The sequence below is a fragment of the Streptomyces spongiae genome (genome assembly GCF_009377185.1).
In the GTDB taxonomy this organism is placed as follows: Bacteria; Actinomycetota; Actinomycetes; order Streptomycetales; family Streptomycetaceae; genus Streptomyces; species Streptomyces spongiae.
Genome location: NZ_VJZC01000157.1, coordinates 1 through 18,567, shown reverse-complemented (window position 1 = coordinate 18,567; position 18,567 = coordinate 1). Strand labels below are relative to the sequence as shown.

Here is an 18,567-nt window from a genome sequence, read left to right as displayed (position 1 = left end):
CGGGGGTTGACCCACCGGGACGGCGCCCTTGGTTCACAGTCGCGTCTCAGGAAGCCCTGACGACGGTTCTACGGGTTCCACGGGCTCTACGGGAACGTCAGGCTCCAGCCGTTGATACGGCCGGTGTCCTGGGCCGCCGTGTCCTGGACCTTCAACTGCCAGGTGCCGTTGGCGACTTCGGAGGAGGCGTTGACCGTGTAGGTCTCGTTGACGTTGTCCGCAGAGTCGTTGGAGCTGGCGGCCTTCAGGCGGTACGCCGTGCCGTCCGGGGCCACCAGGTCGAGGACGAGGTCACCGCGCCAGGTGTGCGTGATGTCCACCGCGACGGCGAGGTTCGAGGGCGCGTTGCCGGTGCGGCCGGTGACGGCGATCGAGGAGGTGACCGCGGCGCCGTTGTCCGGAATCGATACGTCGGCCGTGTTCTCGAACGTCGTCCCGCCACCGCCGCCACCGCCGGGCCGCGAGCCCACCGCGATGCCCGCCCACGCGTTCTGGACGGCCGTGTACTCGGCGCTCGTGGTGCCGTACAGCTCACCCGCCGCGGCGAGGGTGCCGGTGCGGGCGCCCGCGTAGTTGGTGGTCGAGGTGAACTTCGTGGTCAGGGCGCGGAACCAGATCTTCTCCGCCTTGTCGCGGCCGATGCCGGTCACCGGGAGCCCGTCCGAGGTGGCCGAGTTGTAGGTGACGCCGTTGATCGTCTTGGTGCCGCTGCCTTCGCTGAGGAGGTAGAAGAAGTGGTTCGCGGGGCCCGACGAGTAGTGCACGTCGATCGAGCCGATGCCCGAGTACCACGAGTCCTTCGACGAGCCGTCCTTGCTCGGCTTGTCCATGTAACGCAGCGGCGTGCCGTCGCCGTTGATGTTGATCTCCTCGCCGATGAGGTAGTCACCGACGTCGGAGGAGTTGTTCGCGTAGAACTCGACCGTCGAGCCGAAGATGTCGGAGGTCGCCTCGTTGAGGCCGCCGGACTCGCCGCTGTAGTTGAGGCCCGCGGTGTTCGAGGTCAGACCGTGCGTCATCTCGTGCGCGGCCACGTCGATCGACGTGAGCGGGTTGGTGTTGCCCGAGCCGTCGCCGTACGTCATGCAGAAGCAGCTGTCGGACCAGAACGCGTTCACGTAGTTGCTGCCGTAGTGCACACGGGAGTAGGCGCCCACGCCGTCCCCGCGGATGCCGCTGCGGCCGTGCACGTTCTTGTAGTAGTCCCACGTCAGCGCGGCACCGTAGTGCGCGTCGGCGCCGGCCGACTCCAGGTTGGACGGGCTGCCGTTGCCCCACACGTCGTCGGAGCCCGAGAAGAGCGTGCCGGTGCCGGAGGTGCCGCGGTTGAGGTTGTACGTCTTGTGGTTGCCGCGCGCGCCGTCCGTGAGGTTGTACGTCGAACCGGACTGCGTGGTGGTGAGGTTGACCGTGCCGGAGTACACCGTGTTGCCGGTGCCGGTCTCGATCGCCTCCCACTCGAAGAGCTTCTCGCCGGTGGTGGCGTCGGTGATGACGTGCAGCTCCTGCGGGGTGCCGTCGTGCTGGAAGCCGCCCACGACCGTCTCGTACGCGAGGACGGGCTTGCCGCTCGCCGCCCAGACGACCTTGCGGGCGTCGCGGCTGACCTCGGGGCTCTTGGCCTTCTCCGCCTTGGCGGCGTTCAGCGCCTGCTTCTCGGCCTTCGCGACGGGCAGCGCGGCCTTCGTGCTCGCGACCTTGACGGTGGCCCGCGTGGCCTTGACGACGCCCTCGGTCTTCCCGGACTTCGCGGTCTCGACGACCAGGTCGCCGCCGAGGACGGGGAGGCCGTCGTAGGTGCGCTCGTAGCGCGTGTGGACCGTGCCGTCGCGGTCCTTGAGCACGTCACGGACGACGAGCTTCTCCTTGGCGCCGAGGCCCAGGTCCTCGGCGGTCTCCGCCTTGGTGGCGTTGGCCTCGCGTATCAGCTCGGCGCGCTGGGCGGGGGAGAGCTTGACGGACTCGGAGCCCTTCGCGGCCGACGGTGCCTTCTCCGGGGCGGCGGTGGCGGAACCGGTCTGCACGGCCGCGGCCAGCAGGGCGGTGATGGCGACGAGCGCGCCGGCGGCGGCGCGTCTTGCGTGGGGGGTGCGTCTGTGGGACTGGCGTCTCAACACTGACTCCTTCTGCGTGGCCGCGGTTCGCGCGGCCGGGGAGACCGGACGGTGGGTGGCCGCCCGGGCAGAACACGGTGGAACGCAGAACAAGGTGCAAGGCAGAACCAGTTGCTGGAGGTGCGCTGCGGCACGGCGCGGTGGTAGTTGTGAGATTGCTGTGACGCAGCCGTGGGAAGAGTGGCAGGAAACCGTGGGTCTGTCAGGAGCGCGTCAACAAGTTGGCCGAAATGTTCCGTTTTCCGGGTGGCCGTGTTCGCTATACGGAACCTTTACCTGACCCCTCCTCGGCCGGGTGACCACTGGCCCCCGGGTCCCCGTGCCACGACCGCCACAGCGCCGCGTACGCGCCGTCCGCCGCCACCAGGCCCTCGTGCGTGCCGAGTTCGGTCAGCAGTCCCTCCTCCATCACGGCCACCCGGTCCGCGTCGTGCGCCGTGTGCAGCCGGTGGGCGATCGCGATGACGGTCCGGCCTTCGAGTACGGCGGCCAGTGCGCGCTCCGTGTGCCGTGCCGTCGTCGGGTCCAGGAGCGCGGTCGCCTCGTCGAGAATCACCGTGTGCGGATCGGCCAGCACCACGCGCGCCAGGGCGAGTTGCTGCGCCTGTGAGCCGTCCGTGCGGTGGCCGTCGGGGCCCAGCACGGTGTCGAGGCCGTCCGGCAGCTCGCCCGTCCAGTCACCGGCGCCCACCGCGGCCAGGGCCGCCCACAACTCGGCGTCGGTGGCGGCCGGTTCGGCGATCAGCAGGTTGTCACGGACCGTGCCGAGGAACACATGGTGCTCCTGCGTGACCAGGACGACCTGCCGCCGCAGCTGCTCGGGGCCCAGCGCGGCGATGGGCACCCCGCCCACCGTCACCGAGCCGGAGCGCGGCGCGTCGATGCCCGCGAGCAGCCGGCACAGCGTGGACTTCCCGGCACCGGACGGTCCGACGACCGCCAGCCGCTCGCCGGGCCGCACGGTCAGGTCCACTCCGCGCAACACCTCGCCGCCGCGGTCATAGGCGTAGCGCACGCCGGTCACGTCGATCCGGTCGTCCGCCGGCGTGGGGGAGCCGTCGGCGGTGCCCGGCGGTGCCTGGGCCAGACCCTCCACGCGCGCGAACGAGGCACTGCTCGCCTGAAGCTGCTCGATGCGCTGCAGCAGCAGGTTCAGCGGTTCACTCAGCTGCCGCAGATAGAGCGCCGCGGTGACCACCGTGCCGAGGCTCATCTCGCCCTGGGCGTGCAGCGCCCCGCCCACGAGCAGCACGGCGACGACCGGGATCTCGTACGAGAACTCCACAGCGGGGAAGAACACGTTGCGCAGGAACAGGGTCCGCATACGGGTGCGGCGGGAGGTCTCGAGCGCCTCCCGGCTCGCCGAGATCCGGCGCCGTTGCAGCCCGAACGCCTCGACCGTGCGCGCACCGGACGCGGTGGCCGCGAGGATCTCGGCGACCTCCGACGTGGCCGCGCCCTCGGCGAGATACGCGGTGCGCGCGCGGCGCAGATACCAGCGCACCGCGCACCAGATGCCGAGCAGTCCGAGCACTCCGCAGCCGCCGAGCAGCGGATCGAGGACGAAGACCGCGCCGAGGATGAACAGGGACTGGACCGCGGTGATGAGCAGTTCGGGGCCGGCGTCGCGCAGGGTTGTGCCCACCGCCGTGACGTCGGCGGTGCCGCGCGCCGTCAGATCGCCCGTCCCGGCCCGCTCGACCACCGAGGCGGGCAGCGCCAGGGCACGGTCGACGAAAGTCTCGCGGATACGTGCCAGGGTGCGCTCCCCGAAGCGGTGCCCCAGGTACCGGGCCCACCGCGCCACCAGCAGCTGCGCCACCGCGCACAGCACGATGGCCAGTGCCATCCGGTCCACGGCGTCCACGCCGCCCCCGGCCCGGACCTCGTCGATGATCCGCCCCAGCAGCCAGGGACCGACCAGCCCGACTCCGGCGGTCAGCGCGTTCAGACCGAGCACGGCGGTGAAGGCCCGCCGGTCCGCCCGGACCAGCCGGAACGCGGCCCGGCGCACCTCGGAGGGATCGGCGACCGGCAGCCGCACGCTCATCGCACGGCCTCCCCGGCGTCGATTCCGGCGTCGACATCGGCATCGCGGGCCACCAGCTCGCGGTACGCGGGCTCGTCGTCAAGGAGCCGGTTATGGGTGCCGGTGGCGGCGACCTTGCCGTCGACCAGGAAGCACACGGTGTCCGCGTGGTCCAGCAGGAGTGGCGAGGTGGTGGTGACGACGGTCGTGCGGCCGGTGCGGGCGGCGCGCAGCCGGGCGCCGACCGTGGTCTCCGTGTGGGCGTCGAGCGCGGAGGTGGGCTCCACCGCCAGCAGGATCTCGGGGTCGGCGAGCAGGGCCCTGGCCAGGCGCACTCGCTGCCGCTGGCCCCCGGAGAGGCTGCGGCCCTGCGCGTCGACCGGCGAGTCGAGCCCGTCCGGCAGTCCTCGCACGATGTCGTCGGCCACGGCCGCGTGCACCGCACGGAGGACGGCGTCGTCGTCGACGGCGTCATCGTCGTGGCGGCCCAGGACCAGGTCGCGCAGCGTCCCTGCGAACAGGTCGGCCTCGTTGTCCGCGACCAGGATCCGCTCGCGCACCTGCACGAGGTCGATCTCGTCGAGGCGCGCGCCGCCCCAGGTCGCCTCCGACTCGGCGTACCGGCCGAGCCGGTCGACCACGGCGGCCAGGTCGGCGGGACGAGCGCCGACCAGCGCGGTCAGCTGCCCCGGCAACACGCGCACACCGGACTCGGGATCGCTCAGCACCGCCGCGGACGCCGGCGCGTCCAGTGCGTCGGCGGGACCGGTGACGGGCTCCAGGGCCAGGAACCGCACGATGCGCCGAGCCGCCACCACACCCCGGCTGAGCCCGTAGCAGCACTCGATGAAGAAGGCCACCGGCACCACCAGGACCGCGACATAGCCATACACGGCCACCAGCTCGCCGATGGAGATCTCCCCTTGGGCCGCCAGTCGGGCCGCCAGCCAGGTCACCACGGCGAGGAACAGCGACGGCAGCCCGAGGCCCAGCGCCTGCATCCAGCTCGTCACCGCCCCGACCCGGTACCCCTGCGCGCGCAGGGACTGCGAGTCATGCCGGAAGGCGTTGGCGAACAGCCCCTTGCCGCCGAGGCCGTTGAGGACGCGCAGACCGCCCGCGAGGTCGCCGATCCGGGCGGTGAGCACGCCCTGCCGTTCGCGGTACTCGGTCTCCGCGCCCTGTAGCCGTCGCATCATCGGCCCGACGATGACGACCGTCAGGGGCACGCCGAGCAGCACCACAGCGGCGAGCAGGGGCGAGACCGACACCAGCAGCGCCGCCACGACGCCGTAGACGGCGAACGCGGCGACGCCCGGTCCGACAGCGGTCAGGGAGAACGCGATCGTCTGGACGTCACCGACACCGATCGTGACGACCTCCCCGGCCCCGGTCTGCCCGGGCAGCGAGGCCCCGAGCCGGGTCGCCTGGGCGATCACGACCTTGACCGTACGGAAGTTGCCGTCCATCCGGAGCTGCGTCATGGTGCGGTGCCTCAGCATGCCAAGACCGGCGTTGACCGTTCCGGAGGCCAGCACGGCGGCGCTCCAGCCGATCAGGGCGGCCGTGTCGCCCGGCTCCAGGCCATCGTCGATCGCGCGGGAGAGTAGATACGGCTGGAGCGCCAGCATTCCCATCCAGACGCTCGCGATCACCGCGCCGGCGATCGATCTGCCCCACTGACGGGTGACCAGCCACCACAGATATCCGCTGCCGCTGCGACAGCCGGGCACCCCCGGGTCCCCGTACGCGTCGACCATCCGCCGCCCTCTCTTTTCTTCTTCTCCGGTTCCGATCGATGTCTCTTCCTCCGACCGGTCCCCGGCCCGCTAGGACAGGCTGTCCCGCCACGCCCGGTGCAGGTCCGCGAACCGTCCCGTGCCCGCGACGAGTTCGGCGGGGGTGCCGTCCTCGACGATCCGGCCGTGCTCCATGACGAGCACCCGGTCGGCGATCTCGACCGTCGACAGCCGGTGGGCGATCACGACGGCCGTACGGCCCCTCAGCACGGTCGACATGGCGCGCTGCACGGCCCGCTCACCGGGGACGTCCAGCGAGCTGGTCGCCTCGTCGAGGATCAGCACCGCCGGGTCGGCGAGCAACGCCCGGGCGAACGCGACGAGTTGCCGCTGCCCGGCGGAGATACGGCCGCCCCGCTTGCGGACGTCCGTGTCGTACCCGTCCGGCAGGGCGCTGATGAAGTCATGGGCACCGATGGCCTTCGCCGCCCGCTCGATGTCCTCACGGGTGGCGTCGGGGCGGCCGATGGCGATGTTCTCGGCGACCGTGCCGGAGAACAGGAACGACTCCTGGGTGACCATGACGACCCCGCGCCGCAGCTCGGGCACGGCGAGGTCGCGCAGGTCGACGCCGTCGAGGAGGACCCGGCCGTCGGAGGGGTCGTAGAAGCGGGCCAGCAGCTTGGCCAGGGTGGACTTCCCGGCGCCGGTCGCGCCGACGACGGCGACCGTCTGCCCGGCAGGGAGGGTCAGGTCGAAGCGGGGGAGCACCTCGCCGCCGGTGCGGTAGGCGAAGCGCACGCCCTCGAAGACGACCTCGCGGCCCGGGTACGCGGACTCCAGGGCGGGGAGCTCCCGGGGCGCCGACGGCTCCGGCACCGACGGCGTCTGGGCCAGCAGGCCCGCGATCTTCTCCAGCGAGGCCGCCGCCGACTGGTAGGAGTTCAGGAACATGCCGAGCCGGTCGATCGGGTCGTACAGCCGGCGCAGGTACAGCACCGCCGCCGCCAGCACGCCCAGGGCCAGCGTGCCGTCCGCCACGCGGTACGCGCCCCACAGCACGATGCCCGCGACCGCGATGTTCGCGACGACGCGCGAGCAGATCACATAGCGGGCCATCTCCAGCATCGCGTCGCCGTTGATGCGCTCGTGACGGTGGTTGAGCGCCCTGAACTCGGCGTCGTTGACGGCCTCCCTGCGGAACGCGCGCACCGGGCGGATGCCGTTCATCGTCTCCACGAACTTCACGATGACGGCGGCGATCGCCGTCGAGCGCACCGTGAACACCCGGCCCGCGCGCCGCCGGTACATCCGCACCAGGGCGTACAGCGGGACGAACGACGCCACCGCCACCGCGCCCAGCCCGAGGTCCAGCCAGAGCAGCATCGCCGAGATGTAGACGAAGGACAGGATGACGGTGACGAGCTCCTGGAGGCCCTCGTTCAGCAGCTCGCGCAGGGACTCGACGTCGGTGGTGGAGCGGGAGATGAGCCGCCCCGAGGTGTACCGCTCGTGGAAGTCGACGCTCAGCGCCTGGGCGTGCCGGAAGATACGGCCGCGCAGGTCGAGCAGTACGTCCTGGTTGACGCGGGCGGAGGCGCCGATGAACGCGTACTGCAACCCGCCCGAGGCCACGCCGCACAGCAGGTAGGCCGCGGCCACCGCGATCAGCGGACCGTGGTCGGCGCGGCGGAACGCGGGTACGGCGCTGTCGATGGCGTACGCGACGAGCAGCGGGCCCGCCTGCACCGCCGCCTGCTGGAGCAGCAGCAGGACCGTCGTGAGGGCGACGCGGGCCTTCATCGGGGCCAGCAGAGAGCGCAGGAGCGCGGCCGTGGCGCCGGGCGGCGTGGGAAGCACATCGCGGTCGAAGGCGTCGTCGACGGGTGGCGAACCCGGGGTGTCGGGGCCGTCGTCGTCGGCGGTGGGCGGCGCGGGCGTCGTGGGCGCCGTCATAGGTGGGCCTCCTCACGGCCGTCGGCGATCTCCGGGGTGGGGGTGTCTGCGGCGGGCGTGTCCGCGGCGGCGGTGTCCGGGTCAGGGTTGTCCGGAGCGAGGGTGCCCGGGTCGGGGGTGTCCGCGCCCGACATCAGCCAGGCGTACTCGGCGTTCGTGCGCAGCAGTTCGTGGTGGGTGCCCACGGCGGCGACGCGGCCGGCGGAGAGCAGCGCGACGCGGTCGGCGAGCAGCACCGTGGACGGGCGGTGCGCCACGATCAGGGCGGTGGTCTCGGCGAGCACCTGGCGCAGGGCCGCCTCGACCGCCGCCTCCGTGTGGACGTCCAGGGCGGACAGCGGGTCGTCCAGCACGAGGAAACGGGGGCGGCCCACGACCGCCCGCGCCAGCGCGAGCCGCTGCCGCTGGCCCCCGGACAGGCTCAGGCCCTGCTCGCCGACCTGGGTGTCGGTGCCGTGGGGCAGCGTGTGCGCGAAGTCGGCCTGGGCGACGGCGAGCGCCCGGTCCAGCTCGCTCCTGCCCGCCCGGTCGTCGGCACCCATCAGCACGTTCTCCCCGACGCTCGCCGAGAACAGGGTGGGTTCCTCGAAGGCGACGGCGACGAGTGCGCGCAGCGTCTCCCGGGGCATCGTCGAGATGTCCCTCCCGTCCAGCGTGATCCGCCCCGACGTCACCTCGTGCAGCCGGGGAACCAGCGCCGTGAGCGTCGTCTTGCCACTACCGGTCGCCCCGACCAGCGCCATGGACTCGCCGGGGCGGACGTGGAGGTCGATGTGCTGGAGGACGGGAGGGCTGCCCTCCGGGGCATCGGGGTACCGGAAGCACACGCGGTGAAAGCGGAGCCCGGCGTTCCCGGCGTTCCCGGTGTCTTCGGGATGCCCGGCAGCCTCCTCGGGTGTCCCTGACTCCGGCTCCGCGTCCATGACCTCGAAGTACCGCTCCGTCGCCGTGGCGGCCTCCTGGGTCATGGCCAGGAGGAAGCCGATCGAGTCGATCGGCCAGCGCAGGGCGAGAGCGGTGGACAGGAAGGCGACCAGCGTGCCGGCGGACAGCTCGCCGTCCGCGACCTGGACCGTGCCGAGCACCAGCGCCGCGCCGATCGCGAGTTCGGGCAGGGTGACGATCACGCCCCAGATCGCCGAGAGCAGCCGTGCCTTGCGCAGTTCGGTCCCGCGCAGGGTCAGGGACAGCTCGCGGAAGGCACGCGCCTGGCTGCGGTGCCGCCCGAACCCCTTGATGATCCTGATCCCGAGGACGCTCTCCTCGACGACCGTCGTCAGATCACCCACCTGGTCCTGCGCGAGCCGCGCCACGTCGGCGTACCGCTTCTCGAACACGACGCAGGTGACGACGACGGGGACGGCCGGACCCAGGATCACCAGCCCGAGCGTCCAGTCCTGCAGCAGCATGATGATCACGCCGACGAGGATCGTCACTCCGTTGACCAGCAGGAACGTCATCGGGAAGGCGAGGAACATCCGGAGCAGCATCAGGTCCGTCGTCCCCCGGGACAGCAGCTGCCCCGAGGCCCACCGGTCGTGGAAGGCCACCGGCAGCCGCTGCAGATGCCGGTACAGATCCGCCCGCATCCCGGCCTCGACACCCGCCAGAGGCCGCGCCACCAGCCACCGCCGCAGCCCGAACAGCCCCGCCTCGGCGAGCCCGAGCAGCAGCAGGTACAGCGCCCCCAGCCACACGCCCGCCGGGTCGCGGTCGGCGACCGGTCCGTCCACCATCCACTTCAGGACGAGCGGGATCACCAGGCCGACGCACGAGGCGAGTATCGCGACGGCGGCAGCGGTCGACAGCCGGACCCGGACCGGCCGGACGTACGGCCACAGGCGCAGGAGGGTACGTACGGTGGATCTCTCGGCGTGGTCGGATCGGTGGGAGTGGCCGGAGCGGTCGTCGGAGTGGTCGTCGGCGTGGTCGGTTCGGTCCTCGGCATCGGCGGGTGCGGGTTTCGTGGGCATCATTCGGAGCCTACGGACCACCACTGACACTGCCCACCGAGTTTTGGCCGGAGCGGACTCGGCCGCTGGTCCTACGACCTGCGCTCATGGCGCCGGATACGGCAACAGCCCGCCCTCGATCCGCTCCCACGCGTCCTTCAGCTCGGCGAGCAGCTCCGGCCGGTCCGGGGCGAGGTCGGCCTGCTCCCGGGAGTCGGCGGCCAGGTCGTAGAGGTGGTCCTTGCCGTTCGCGTCCCGGTAGTACTTCCAGCCCCCGCGCCTGAGCGCCCGGTTGGCCCGTACGCGCCAGAACAGATCGCGCTCCGGCAGTTCCTCGCCCCGCAGCAGGTACCCGGCCAGGCTCGTGCCGTCCAGCGGGTACGCCGCGTCGGGCCGCGCACCGCCCAGCTCCAGCAGCGTGGCGGTCCAGTCGGGGGAGAAGTTCGGCTCGTGGCTGACCTGGTGGCCGTCGACGCGGGCGGGCCAGCGCAGGATGGCCGGCACACGGATCCCGCCCTCCAGCAGGCCGGACTTCTGGCCGCTCAGCGGCCAGGTGTAGGACCAGCGCTCGCCGCCGTTGTCGCTGGCGAACAGCACCAGCGTGTTCTCCTCCTGCCCGGAGCGCCGCAGGGCGGCCAGCACCTCGCCGACGGCCGCGTCCAGACTTTCCACCATCTGCGTGTACTTCGCGACCGATCCGCCGTCGTAGTGGTTGAGGGCGTTGCTCACCTCGGCCCGGCTCTTCGCGGCCCGGATCCTCGCCGCGATCTCGGCACCCGTCTCGGCGTCGTCCTCCGCGAGCCAGGGCCAGTGCGGCGTGGTGAAGTTGAGGTTCAGCAGCCAGGGCTGGTCGTGGTCCCGGCCCACGTACTCCACGGCCCGCTCGGTCAGCACGGTCGTGTAGTACCGCAGGTCCTTGTACTCGGCGTCCCCCTCGTAGAGGTCGTAGTCGCCGAGCTGGCCGAGCTTGGAGAAGTACTCCAGTACGCCCCCGAAGTTCCCGAAGAACTCGTCCCAGCCCGACTTGGTGGGGCTGTAGTCGGGCAGCCAGCCGCAGTGCCACTTGCCGATCAGCGCGGTGGAGTAGCCCGCCTTCTTCAGGAGCGAGGCGAGGGTGGGGTGGTTCGGGTCCAGGCCCTGCGACCTGTCGGCGACGGGTTCTGCCAGTCCGCCCTTCGTACGGCCCGGATACCGGCCGGTGTAGAGGCTGAACCGGGTCGGAGAGCAGGTCGCCGACCCCGAGTAGGCGTCCGTGAAGCGCACGCCCTGCCGCGCCAGCCGGTCCAGGTGGGGTGTCCTGATGTGCGGGGCGCCGTACGAGGAGAGGTCGGCCCAGCCGAGGTCGTCGCCGAGGATGACCAGGATGTTGGGGCGTCTGCCGGAGGCGGCACCGGCGCGGGCCTTGAACGGGCGTTCGGCGGGGGCGGCCTCGGCGGCCGTCGCGGTGGCCGTTCCGCCGACGGCGGTCACGGCACCACCGCCGACGAGACCACCGAAGGCACGACGGGATATTTCAGACATAAGGGATCCTCGAAACCGGCATGCCCCACAACAGGGCACACCGCAAATGGTGGAGAAGAAAAGAAAAGTGGAGAAGAAAAGAAAAGAGGGGGGAGCGGGGAGGCTACGGCTCAGCGACAGATGGCGCTGGACTGCCGGCACAGATCGACGTGGCGCCGCTCCACGAGCGCGACGAGCGCGCACGGGTGATCAGCGGGAAGCCTCATGACCAGGGACGGTGCCAGGGGGACGGCCGGAGCGTCAAGAAGCGTCCACAGTGCGGAATCCGCCTCTCGGAGGGCCCACAGCGGACTCCGGTCCTCACAGAACCCACAGCGCAACCCGCCCCTCAAAGAACCCGCAGCAACAACACCGCCCGCGCCGGCACCGTGATCTCCGTCCCCGCCCGGTGCTCCACGCCCGGCGGCTCCTCCTGGTCCTCGCGCGAGGTGTCGACGAGCACTTCGTACCGCTCGGCCCACGGCGGACCCGGCAGGACGAAGGACACCGGCCGGTCCGCCGCGTGCAGCACCGCCAGGAAACTCTCGTCGACGACCGGCACACCACGCGCGTCACGTCCCGGGATGTCGCGGCCGGAGAGGTACATGCCGAGGGTGGCCGCGGGCGCGTACCAGTCCCGTTCCGTCATCTCGGTGCCCCGGGCCGTGAACCACGCCAGGTCCCGCAGCCCGTCCGCCGAGTGCGGGCGCCCGGAGAAGAACGCCCGCCTGCGCAGCACCGGGTGCTCGTGGCGCAGCGCGATCAGCCGGGACGTCAGGTCGAACAGCGCCTTCCAGCCCGGCTCCCGCAGCAGCCCCCAGTCCAGCCAGCTGATCTCGTTGTCCTGGCAGTACGCGTTGTTGTTGCCGCCCTGCGTCCGCCCCAGCTCGTCGCCCGCGACCAGCATCGGCACGCCCGTCGACAGCAGCAGTGTGGTCAGCAGGTTCCGCAACTGGCGGCGGCGCAAGGCGCGGACGCGCTCGTCGTCGGTCTCGCCCTCCGTCCCGCAGTTCCACGAGCGGTTGTCGTCCGTGCCGTCCCGGTTGCCCTCGCCGTTCGCCTCGTTGTGCTTGCGCTCGTACGACACCAGGTCGCGCAGCGTGAACCCGTCGTGCGCGGTGACGAAGTTGACCGACGCGTAGGGGCGCCGGCCGCCCCACGCGTACAGGTCGCTCGACCCCGACAGGCGGTACCCCAGATCCCGTACGTCGGGCAGGGCGCCGCGCCAGAAGTCCCGTACGGCGCCCCGGTACCGGTCGTTCCACTCCGTCCACAGGGGCGGGAACGCGCCCACCTGGTAGCCGCCCGACCCCACGTCCCAGGGCTCGGCGATCAGCTTCACGCGCCGTAGCACCGGGTCCTGCGCGATGACCGCGAGGAAGGGGGACAGCATGTCGACATCGTGCATGGACCTGGCCAGCGCGGCCGCCAGATCGAAACGAAAACCGTCCACCCCCATCTCCGTCACCCAGTAGCGCAGCGAGTCCGTGATGAGCCGCAGGACGTGCGGCTGGACCACGTGCAGGGTGTTGCCGCAGCCCGTGTAGTCCGCGTACCGGCGGGCGTCGTGCTGCAGCCGGTAGTAGCCGCGGTTGTCGATCCCGCGCAACGACAGCATCGGCCCCAGCTCCGACGCCTCCGCGGTGTGGTTGTAGACCACGTCGAGGATCACCTCGATGCCCGCCGCGTGCAGCGCCCGCACCATCCGCTTGAACTCGCCCACCTGCTGGCCGGTCGTGCCGGACGCCGCGTAGGCCGCGTGCGGGGCGAAGTAGCCGATCGAGTTGTAGCCCCAGTAGTTGTGCAGGCTCCTCCGCAGCAGGTGGTCCTCGTGGGCGAACTGGTGGACGGGCAGCAGCTCGACGGCCGTCACGCCCAGCTTCACCAGGTGCTCGATCGCCGCCGGATGCGCCAACCCGGCGTACGTTCCCCGCAGTTCCTCCGGGATCCCCGGATGCAGCTTCGTGAAGCCGCGCACGTGCAGTTCGTAGATCACCGAGTCCGCCCACGGCGTCTTCGGGCGGCGGTCGTCGGCCCAGTCGTCGTCATCGTGGACGACGACGCCCTTCGGCACGTACGGCGCCGAGTCCCGGTCGTCGCGCACGGTGTCCGCGATCTGCTGCTGGGGCCAGTCGCGGACGTGCCCGTACACCTCCGGCGGCAACCGGAAGTCCCCGTCCACCGCACGCGCGTACGGGTCGAGGAGCAGCTTCGCCGGGTTCCAGCGGGCGCCTGTCCACGGGTCCCAGCGCCCGTTCACCCGGTAGCCGTACCGCTGACCGGGCAGCACACCCGGCACGAACCCGTGCCAGATCTCGTGCGTCAACTCGGTGAGCCGGACACGCGTCTCCACTCCCTCCTCGGAGAACAGGCACAGCTCCACCGCCTCCGCCCCGCCCGACCACAGCGCGAAGTTGGTCCCCGCCACTCCGTCCGGTCCCACCCGGAACCGCGCCCCGAGCGGCATGGGAGCCCCCGGCCACACGGGCGTCTGCGCGGTGTCGTCCGCCGCGTGCCGCCTGCCGTTCAGCACGGCGGCGCGGCGCGCGGACGGTCCGCGTCCCTCCTGGACTGCCTCCTGCTCGGGTGCGCTCGCCACCTCACGGCCTCCTGCGGCTCGGCGGAACGACGCCCACCAGGTAGTACGGCCGTCCCAGCCGCGGCTTCCCCGTCGCGTCGTTCTCCCCACTGTTCTGCCCAGACCGTGGCTCGCACTCACGTTTCCCCGAGGCGTGCGCCGTCGTTGGGCCGCACGTACTGCACTTTTCCGGGGGACACCCTGCCCGCCCCCGGCCGGAAAGACAGAGGTCCGAGTGCCCATCACCACACATGCTCCCCGACGCGCCGGGCTCACGCTGGCTGCCCTCCTGACATGGGCGGGACTGGTGGCCGCGGCCACCGGGTGCACGCCGGAGGTGTCCGACGACAAGCCCGGGGCACCGAACGGCACCATCCGCGTCACACCGGCGGACGGAAGCAGGGACGTGCGCGCCGACGAACCGTTCGAAGTGCGGGTGCCCAACGGGCGCCTGGAGTCGGTGAAGGTCGTCGTGTCCCAGGACGCCCAGGAGTCGCCCGTACGGGGGCGCATCTCCTCCGACGGACTCACCTGGCGCCCCACCGGCTCCGGCTCCCGAAGACTCGCGCTCGCCGCGAGATACACCGTCGACGCGGTCGCCCTCGACAAGTCCGGCCGCCGCTCGGCCCGGCACGCCACCTTCACGACGAACGTCCCCGAGAAGCGCTTCATCGCCTACGTCCTGCCGGAGAACCGCGCGACCGTCGGCACCGGCATGATCGTGTCCCTGGAGTTCAACCGGCAGATCGAGAACCGGGCGGCCGTCGAGCGGGCCATCGAGGTGACCGCGCGGCCCGCCGTGGACGTCCGGCCGCACTGGTTCGGCCCGAGCCGGGTGGACTTCCGGCCCGAGCGCTACTGGAAGCCGGGCACGCGGGTCACCGTGGGGCTGCGGCTGCGGGACGTCGAGGGCTCAAGTGGCGTGTACGGCCTGCAGAACAAGACGTTCTCGTTCACCGTCGGCCGCCACCAGGCAAGCCTGGTCGACGCGGCCGCCCACACCATGCAGGTGCGCCGGGCCGGCGGGCTCCTCGCCACGGTCCCCATCACGGCCGGGGCGCCCGCGACGACGACGTACAACGGGAAGATGGTCGTCACCGAGATGCTGGAGGTGACGCGGATGGACGGCGCCACCGTCGGCTTCAGGAAGGCCGACGGCAAGAGCGAGTACGACATCCCGGACGTCCCGCACGCCATGCGGCTCACCCGCTCGGGCACCTTCCTGCACGGCAACTACTGGGCACCGAACGCCTTCGGCAACGCCAACGTCAGCCACGGCTGTGTGGGTCTGCGCGATGTGAAGGGCGGCAGTTCGGACACGCCAGCGGGCTGGTTCTTCGACCGCAGCCTCATCGGGGACGTCGTCGAGGTCGTCAACAGCAAGGACAAGACGGTCGCCCCTGACAACGGCCTCGGAGGATGGAACATGGGCTGGCAGGAATGGAAAGCGGGCGGCGCGGTGAAGTAAAGGGGAACCGCGTGGAACGAGATGGCGCTCACCACGGTCCTACTTGGGACTGAACAGTGACAATGGCGAGGCCCAATCCATCCCGATCTTGCGGTTAATGTACGCACAAACGCGCGGGACGCGTTGGGGGTGCGGGCCTGAACAGGCCGTGCGAGGGGAGACACGAACTTGAACGGGCGACCGATATCGGGGGCGTCGCTTGATGCGCGGACACGGAGGAGCCGGCGGAGCCAGGGGATACTGGCTCTGCTGATGGGGGTGTTGCTCCTCGCGGTGACCGCGTGCGGCGGGGGATCCGACTCCGGCTCGGAGAAGGAGAAGGGCGGCAAGGGCTCCTCCGGAGCGGCGGCCGGCAACACCTCCGAGGCCGTCGTGACGATAGCCCCGAAGAGCGGCGCCGACGACGTGAAGACCAGCGGCGCCCTCGAGATCACCGCTGCCAAGGGCAAGTTGACCGAGGTCACGGTCAAGAACCCCAAGGGCGACGAGATAGCGGGGAAGATAGCGGAGAACGGCGCCGCGTGGGCGCCGTCGACCCACCTCGCCTCGGACACCAAGTACACCGTCCACGCCGTCGCCGAGGACAAGGAGGGCCGCAAGGCCACCGAGGAGTCCTCGTTCACCACGCTCAAGCCGAAGAACACCTTCATGGGCGTCTTCACACCCGAGGACGGCTCCACGGTCGGCGTCGGTATGGCGTTCTCGCTCAACTTCACCCGCGGCATCACCAAGCCCGAGGACGTCGAGAAGTCCATCAGCATCAAGACCGAGCCGGCCGTCGATGTCGAGGGCCACTGGTTCGGCAACGACCGCCTCGACTTCCGCCCCGAGAAGTACTGGAAGCCCGGCACGAAGGTGACGGTCGACCTCAACCTCGACGGCGTCGAGGGCCGCCCCGGCGTCTACGGCGAGCAGGACAAGAAGGTCTCCTTCACCATCGGCCGCAGCCAGGTGTCCACCGTGGACGTCAAGACCAAGAAGATGACCGTCGAGCGCGACGGCAAGGTCATCAAGACCATCCCCGTCACCACCGGCAAGCCCGGCTACGACACCTGGAACGGCCAGATGGTCATCACCGAGCGCCTGCCGGTGACCCGTATGAACGGCGAGACGGTCGGCTACGGCGGCGAGTACGACATCAAGGACGTCCCGCACGCCATGCGCCTGACGACCTCCGGCACCTTCATCCACGGCAACTACTGGGGCGGCGGCGCCTTCGGCAACTTCAACGCCAGCCACGGCTGCATCGGCCTGCGCGACGTGAAGGGCGGCTGGGACAAGAACACGTCGGCGGCCTGGTTCTTCAACCGCTCGATGATCGGCGACGTGGTTGTCGTGAAGAACTCCAACGACCGGATCGTCGACCCGGACAACGGGCTCAACGGCTGGAACATGTCGTGGGAGAAGTGGAAGGAGTAGGGGGCCTTTCATCTGCCGGGTACGGGAGCGCCCCTTTTAGGGGCGCGGGGAACTGCGCGACCAGCCACATCGGACCGCACTGTGGCAACGGCCTTGGTCACCGCTAACCTGCGGAGCATGACCGTGCATCTGGAAGTCGCCGAAGGCGTCGGGACCATTCGCCTCGACCGTCCGCCCATGAACGCGCTGGACATCGCCACGCAGGACCGTCTCAAGGAACTCGCCGAGGAGGCCACCAACCGTGCCGACGTGCGCGCGGTGGTCCTGTACGGCGGGGAGAAGGTGTTCGCGGCGGGCGCGGACATCAAGGAGATGCAGGCCATGGACCACGCGGCGATGGTCGTGCGTTCCCGGGCTCTGCAGGACTCCTTCACCGCCGTGGCCCGCATCCCCAAGCCGGTCGTGGCCGCCGTCACGGGCTATGCGCTGGGCGGCGGCTGTGAGCTCGCGCTCTGCGCCGATTTCCGCATCGCGGCGGAGAACGCGAAGCTCGGGCAGCCGGAGATCCTGCTGGGCCTGATCCCGGGCGCGGGCGGCACCCAGCGTCTGTCCCGCCTGATCGGCCCCTCGAAAGCCAAGGACCTGATCTTCACGGGCCGCATGGTGAAGGCCGACGAGGCGTTGGCGCTGGGGCTCGTGGACCAGGTCGTACCGGCCGCCGAGGTCCACGCGCAGGCACACGAGTGGGCCGCGAAGCTCGCCCAGGGGCCGGCGATCGCCCTGCGCGCGGCCAAGGAGGCGATCGACACGGGCCTGGAGACGGACATCGAGACCGGGCTCGCCGTGGAGCGGAACTGGTTCGCGGGTCTGTTCGCCACGGAGGACCGGGAGCGCGGGATGCGGAGCTTCGTGGAGGAGGGCCCGGGCAAGGCGAAGTTCAGCTGAGGTTGGTCGGATTTCGCCCGAGTTCGTCTGATGCCCTGTCGCTGCGCGCGCCGCCCGCAAGAGCTGTTGCGGGCGGCGAATTTCTCCCCCCGATTTCTCTCTTCGAGTTCCGCTGATCAACTTGCAGTTGACGAGTTGTCTTATCCGTGTCCCTCGAAGGGGCGGTCTACGGGACCCTTGGGGCGATCTTGAATGCCCCTTCGGGTGGAGGGCGGGCGATTGCCGGATTCCGGTGAACAGTCGCAGCTCAGGCGGTATGTGACGCCTCCATGCATGCCTCTGGCATATGACAATGTGTCGCCCGGGAATGAAGGGCAGCGGGGGGCGTATTCCTGAGGAACGGCCCCGGAGGAAGCCCTGGGCGGCCATGATGGGGGCATGGCGGGGCTGGAGGGTGTCGAACAGCCGCGGCGGCACGGGAGTGCGACCGCGGCGCGCTGGTCGCCTGCGGTCGAGGACGAACGGGCGCTGAAGGCACTGGAGTTGTTCGGCAACCCCGCTGAGGCCGAGGTTCCCCTGCCGTCCCGTCCCGAGTCCGCGGCCACCGCGCGGCGGTTGGCCCAGGTCGTCGTGCTCCGCCAGTGGGGGCTCTCGCCGAAGATGACCGAGGACGTGGTCCTGCTCGTCTCGGAGCTGGTCGGCAACGCGGTGCGGCACACCGGTGCGCGTGTCTTCGGGCTGCGTCTGCGCCGCCAGCGGGGGTGGATCCGGGTCGAGGTCCGCGATCCCTCGCGGGGGCTTCCCTGTCTCATGCCCGTCCAGGATCTGGACATCAGCGGACGTGGCCTCTTCCTCGTCGACAAACTCTCCGATCGCTGGGGTGTCGACCTGTTGCCTCGGGGCAAGACGACGTGGTTCGAAATGCGGGTGTCCGACCGCTAGCGCTCCCGCAAGGACCCAGGTTTCTCGCCCCCGCCGCCCCTACCC

The 18,567-nt window shown here is 70.9% G+C and carries 12 protein-coding genes; 4 read left to right on the top strand and 8 right to left on the bottom strand.

Annotation, left to right across the window (positions count from 1 at the left end; translation table 11 throughout):
- Positions 1 to 86: 86 nt before the first annotated feature.
- The 8 genes from FNH08_RS21785 to glgX all read right to left on the bottom strand — a co-directional run bounded on the left by FNH08_RS21785 (position 87) and on the right by glgX (position 13,889).
- Positions 87 to 2,117 carry a M4 family metallopeptidase gene (locus FNH08_RS21785; protein ID WP_322725059.1) on the bottom strand — a complete coding sequence of 677 codons (2,031 nt, stop codon included), beginning with the start codon at positions 2,115 to 2,117 and terminating at the stop codon, positions 87 to 89.
- A gap of 256 nt (positions 2,118 to 2,373) precedes the next feature.
- Positions 2,374 to 4,164: an ABC transporter ATP-binding protein gene (locus FNH08_RS21780; RefSeq protein ID WP_152773171.1), complete on the bottom strand. Its 1,791-nt coding sequence runs from the start codon at positions 4,162 to 4,164 to the stop codon at positions 2,374 to 2,376.
- Positions 4,161 to 5,903, bottom strand: a complete 1,743-nt coding sequence (locus FNH08_RS21775) for an ABC transporter transmembrane domain-containing protein (protein WP_152773170.1) — start codon at positions 5,901 to 5,903, stop codon at positions 4,161 to 4,163. Before FNH08_RS21775 ends, FNH08_RS21780 begins: the two co-directional genes overlap by 4 nt.
- A gap of 69 nt (positions 5,904 to 5,972) precedes the next feature.
- Entirely contained in the window at positions 5,973 to 7,838 is a 1,866-nt protein-coding gene (locus FNH08_RS21770; RefSeq protein ID WP_152773169.1) for an ABC transporter ATP-binding protein, read from the bottom strand.
- Positions 7,835 to 9,811 carry an ABC transporter ATP-binding protein gene (locus FNH08_RS21765; protein ID WP_152773168.1) on the bottom strand — a complete coding sequence of 659 codons (1,977 nt, stop codon included), beginning with the start codon at positions 9,809 to 9,811 and terminating at the stop codon, positions 7,835 to 7,837. The genes FNH08_RS21770 and FNH08_RS21765 overlap by 4 nt, the downstream gene beginning before the upstream one ends.
- Positions 9,812 to 9,895: 84 nt before the next feature.
- Positions 9,896 to 11,311 carry a sulfatase family protein gene (locus tag FNH08_RS21760; protein WP_152773167.1) on the bottom strand — a complete coding sequence of 472 codons (1,416 nt, stop codon included), beginning with the start codon at positions 11,309 to 11,311 and terminating at the stop codon, positions 9,896 to 9,898.
- Between the two features lie 110 nt (positions 11,312 to 11,421).
- A complete protein-coding gene (locus FNH08_RS54035; RefSeq protein ID WP_407704424.1) occupies positions 11,422 to 11,517 on the bottom strand; it encodes a putative leader peptide in 96 nt (31 codons plus the stop codon).
- Positions 11,518 to 11,639: 122 nt separating this feature from the next.
- Positions 11,640 to 13,889, bottom strand: coding sequence for a glycogen debranching protein GlgX (gene glgX, locus FNH08_RS21755; protein WP_322725056.1), 2,250 nt, complete (start codon positions 13,887 to 13,889; stop codon positions 11,640 to 11,642).
- Positions 13,890 to 14,103: 214 nt separating this feature from the next.
- Between glgX and FNH08_RS21750 the strand changes: the two genes are divergently transcribed.
- The 4 genes from FNH08_RS21750 (at position 14,104) to FNH08_RS21735 (ending at position 18,522) form a co-directional block, all read left to right on the top strand.
- Positions 14,104 to 15,336 carry a L,D-transpeptidase gene (locus FNH08_RS21750; protein ID WP_322725055.1) on the top strand — a complete coding sequence of 411 codons (1,233 nt, stop codon included), beginning with the start codon at positions 14,104 to 14,106 and terminating at the stop codon, positions 15,334 to 15,336.
- A gap of 168 nt (positions 15,337 to 15,504) precedes the next feature.
- Positions 15,505 to 16,755, top strand: coding sequence for a L,D-transpeptidase (locus FNH08_RS21745; RefSeq protein WP_152773166.1), 1,251 nt, complete (start codon positions 15,505 to 15,507; stop codon positions 16,753 to 16,755).
- A 117-nt stretch (positions 16,756 to 16,872) separates the two neighbouring features.
- Complete coding sequence (locus FNH08_RS21740) at positions 16,873 to 17,640, top strand: enoyl-CoA hydratase/isomerase family protein (protein WP_152773165.1); 768 nt, start codon at positions 16,873 to 16,875, stop codon at positions 17,638 to 17,640.
- A gap of 378 nt (positions 17,641 to 18,018) precedes the next feature.
- On the top strand, positions 18,019 to 18,522 hold the full coding sequence (locus tag FNH08_RS21735; RefSeq protein WP_152773164.1) for an ATP-binding protein: 504 nt from the start codon (positions 18,019 to 18,021) through the stop codon (positions 18,520 to 18,522).
- Positions 18,523 to 18,567: the final 45 nt, after the last annotated feature.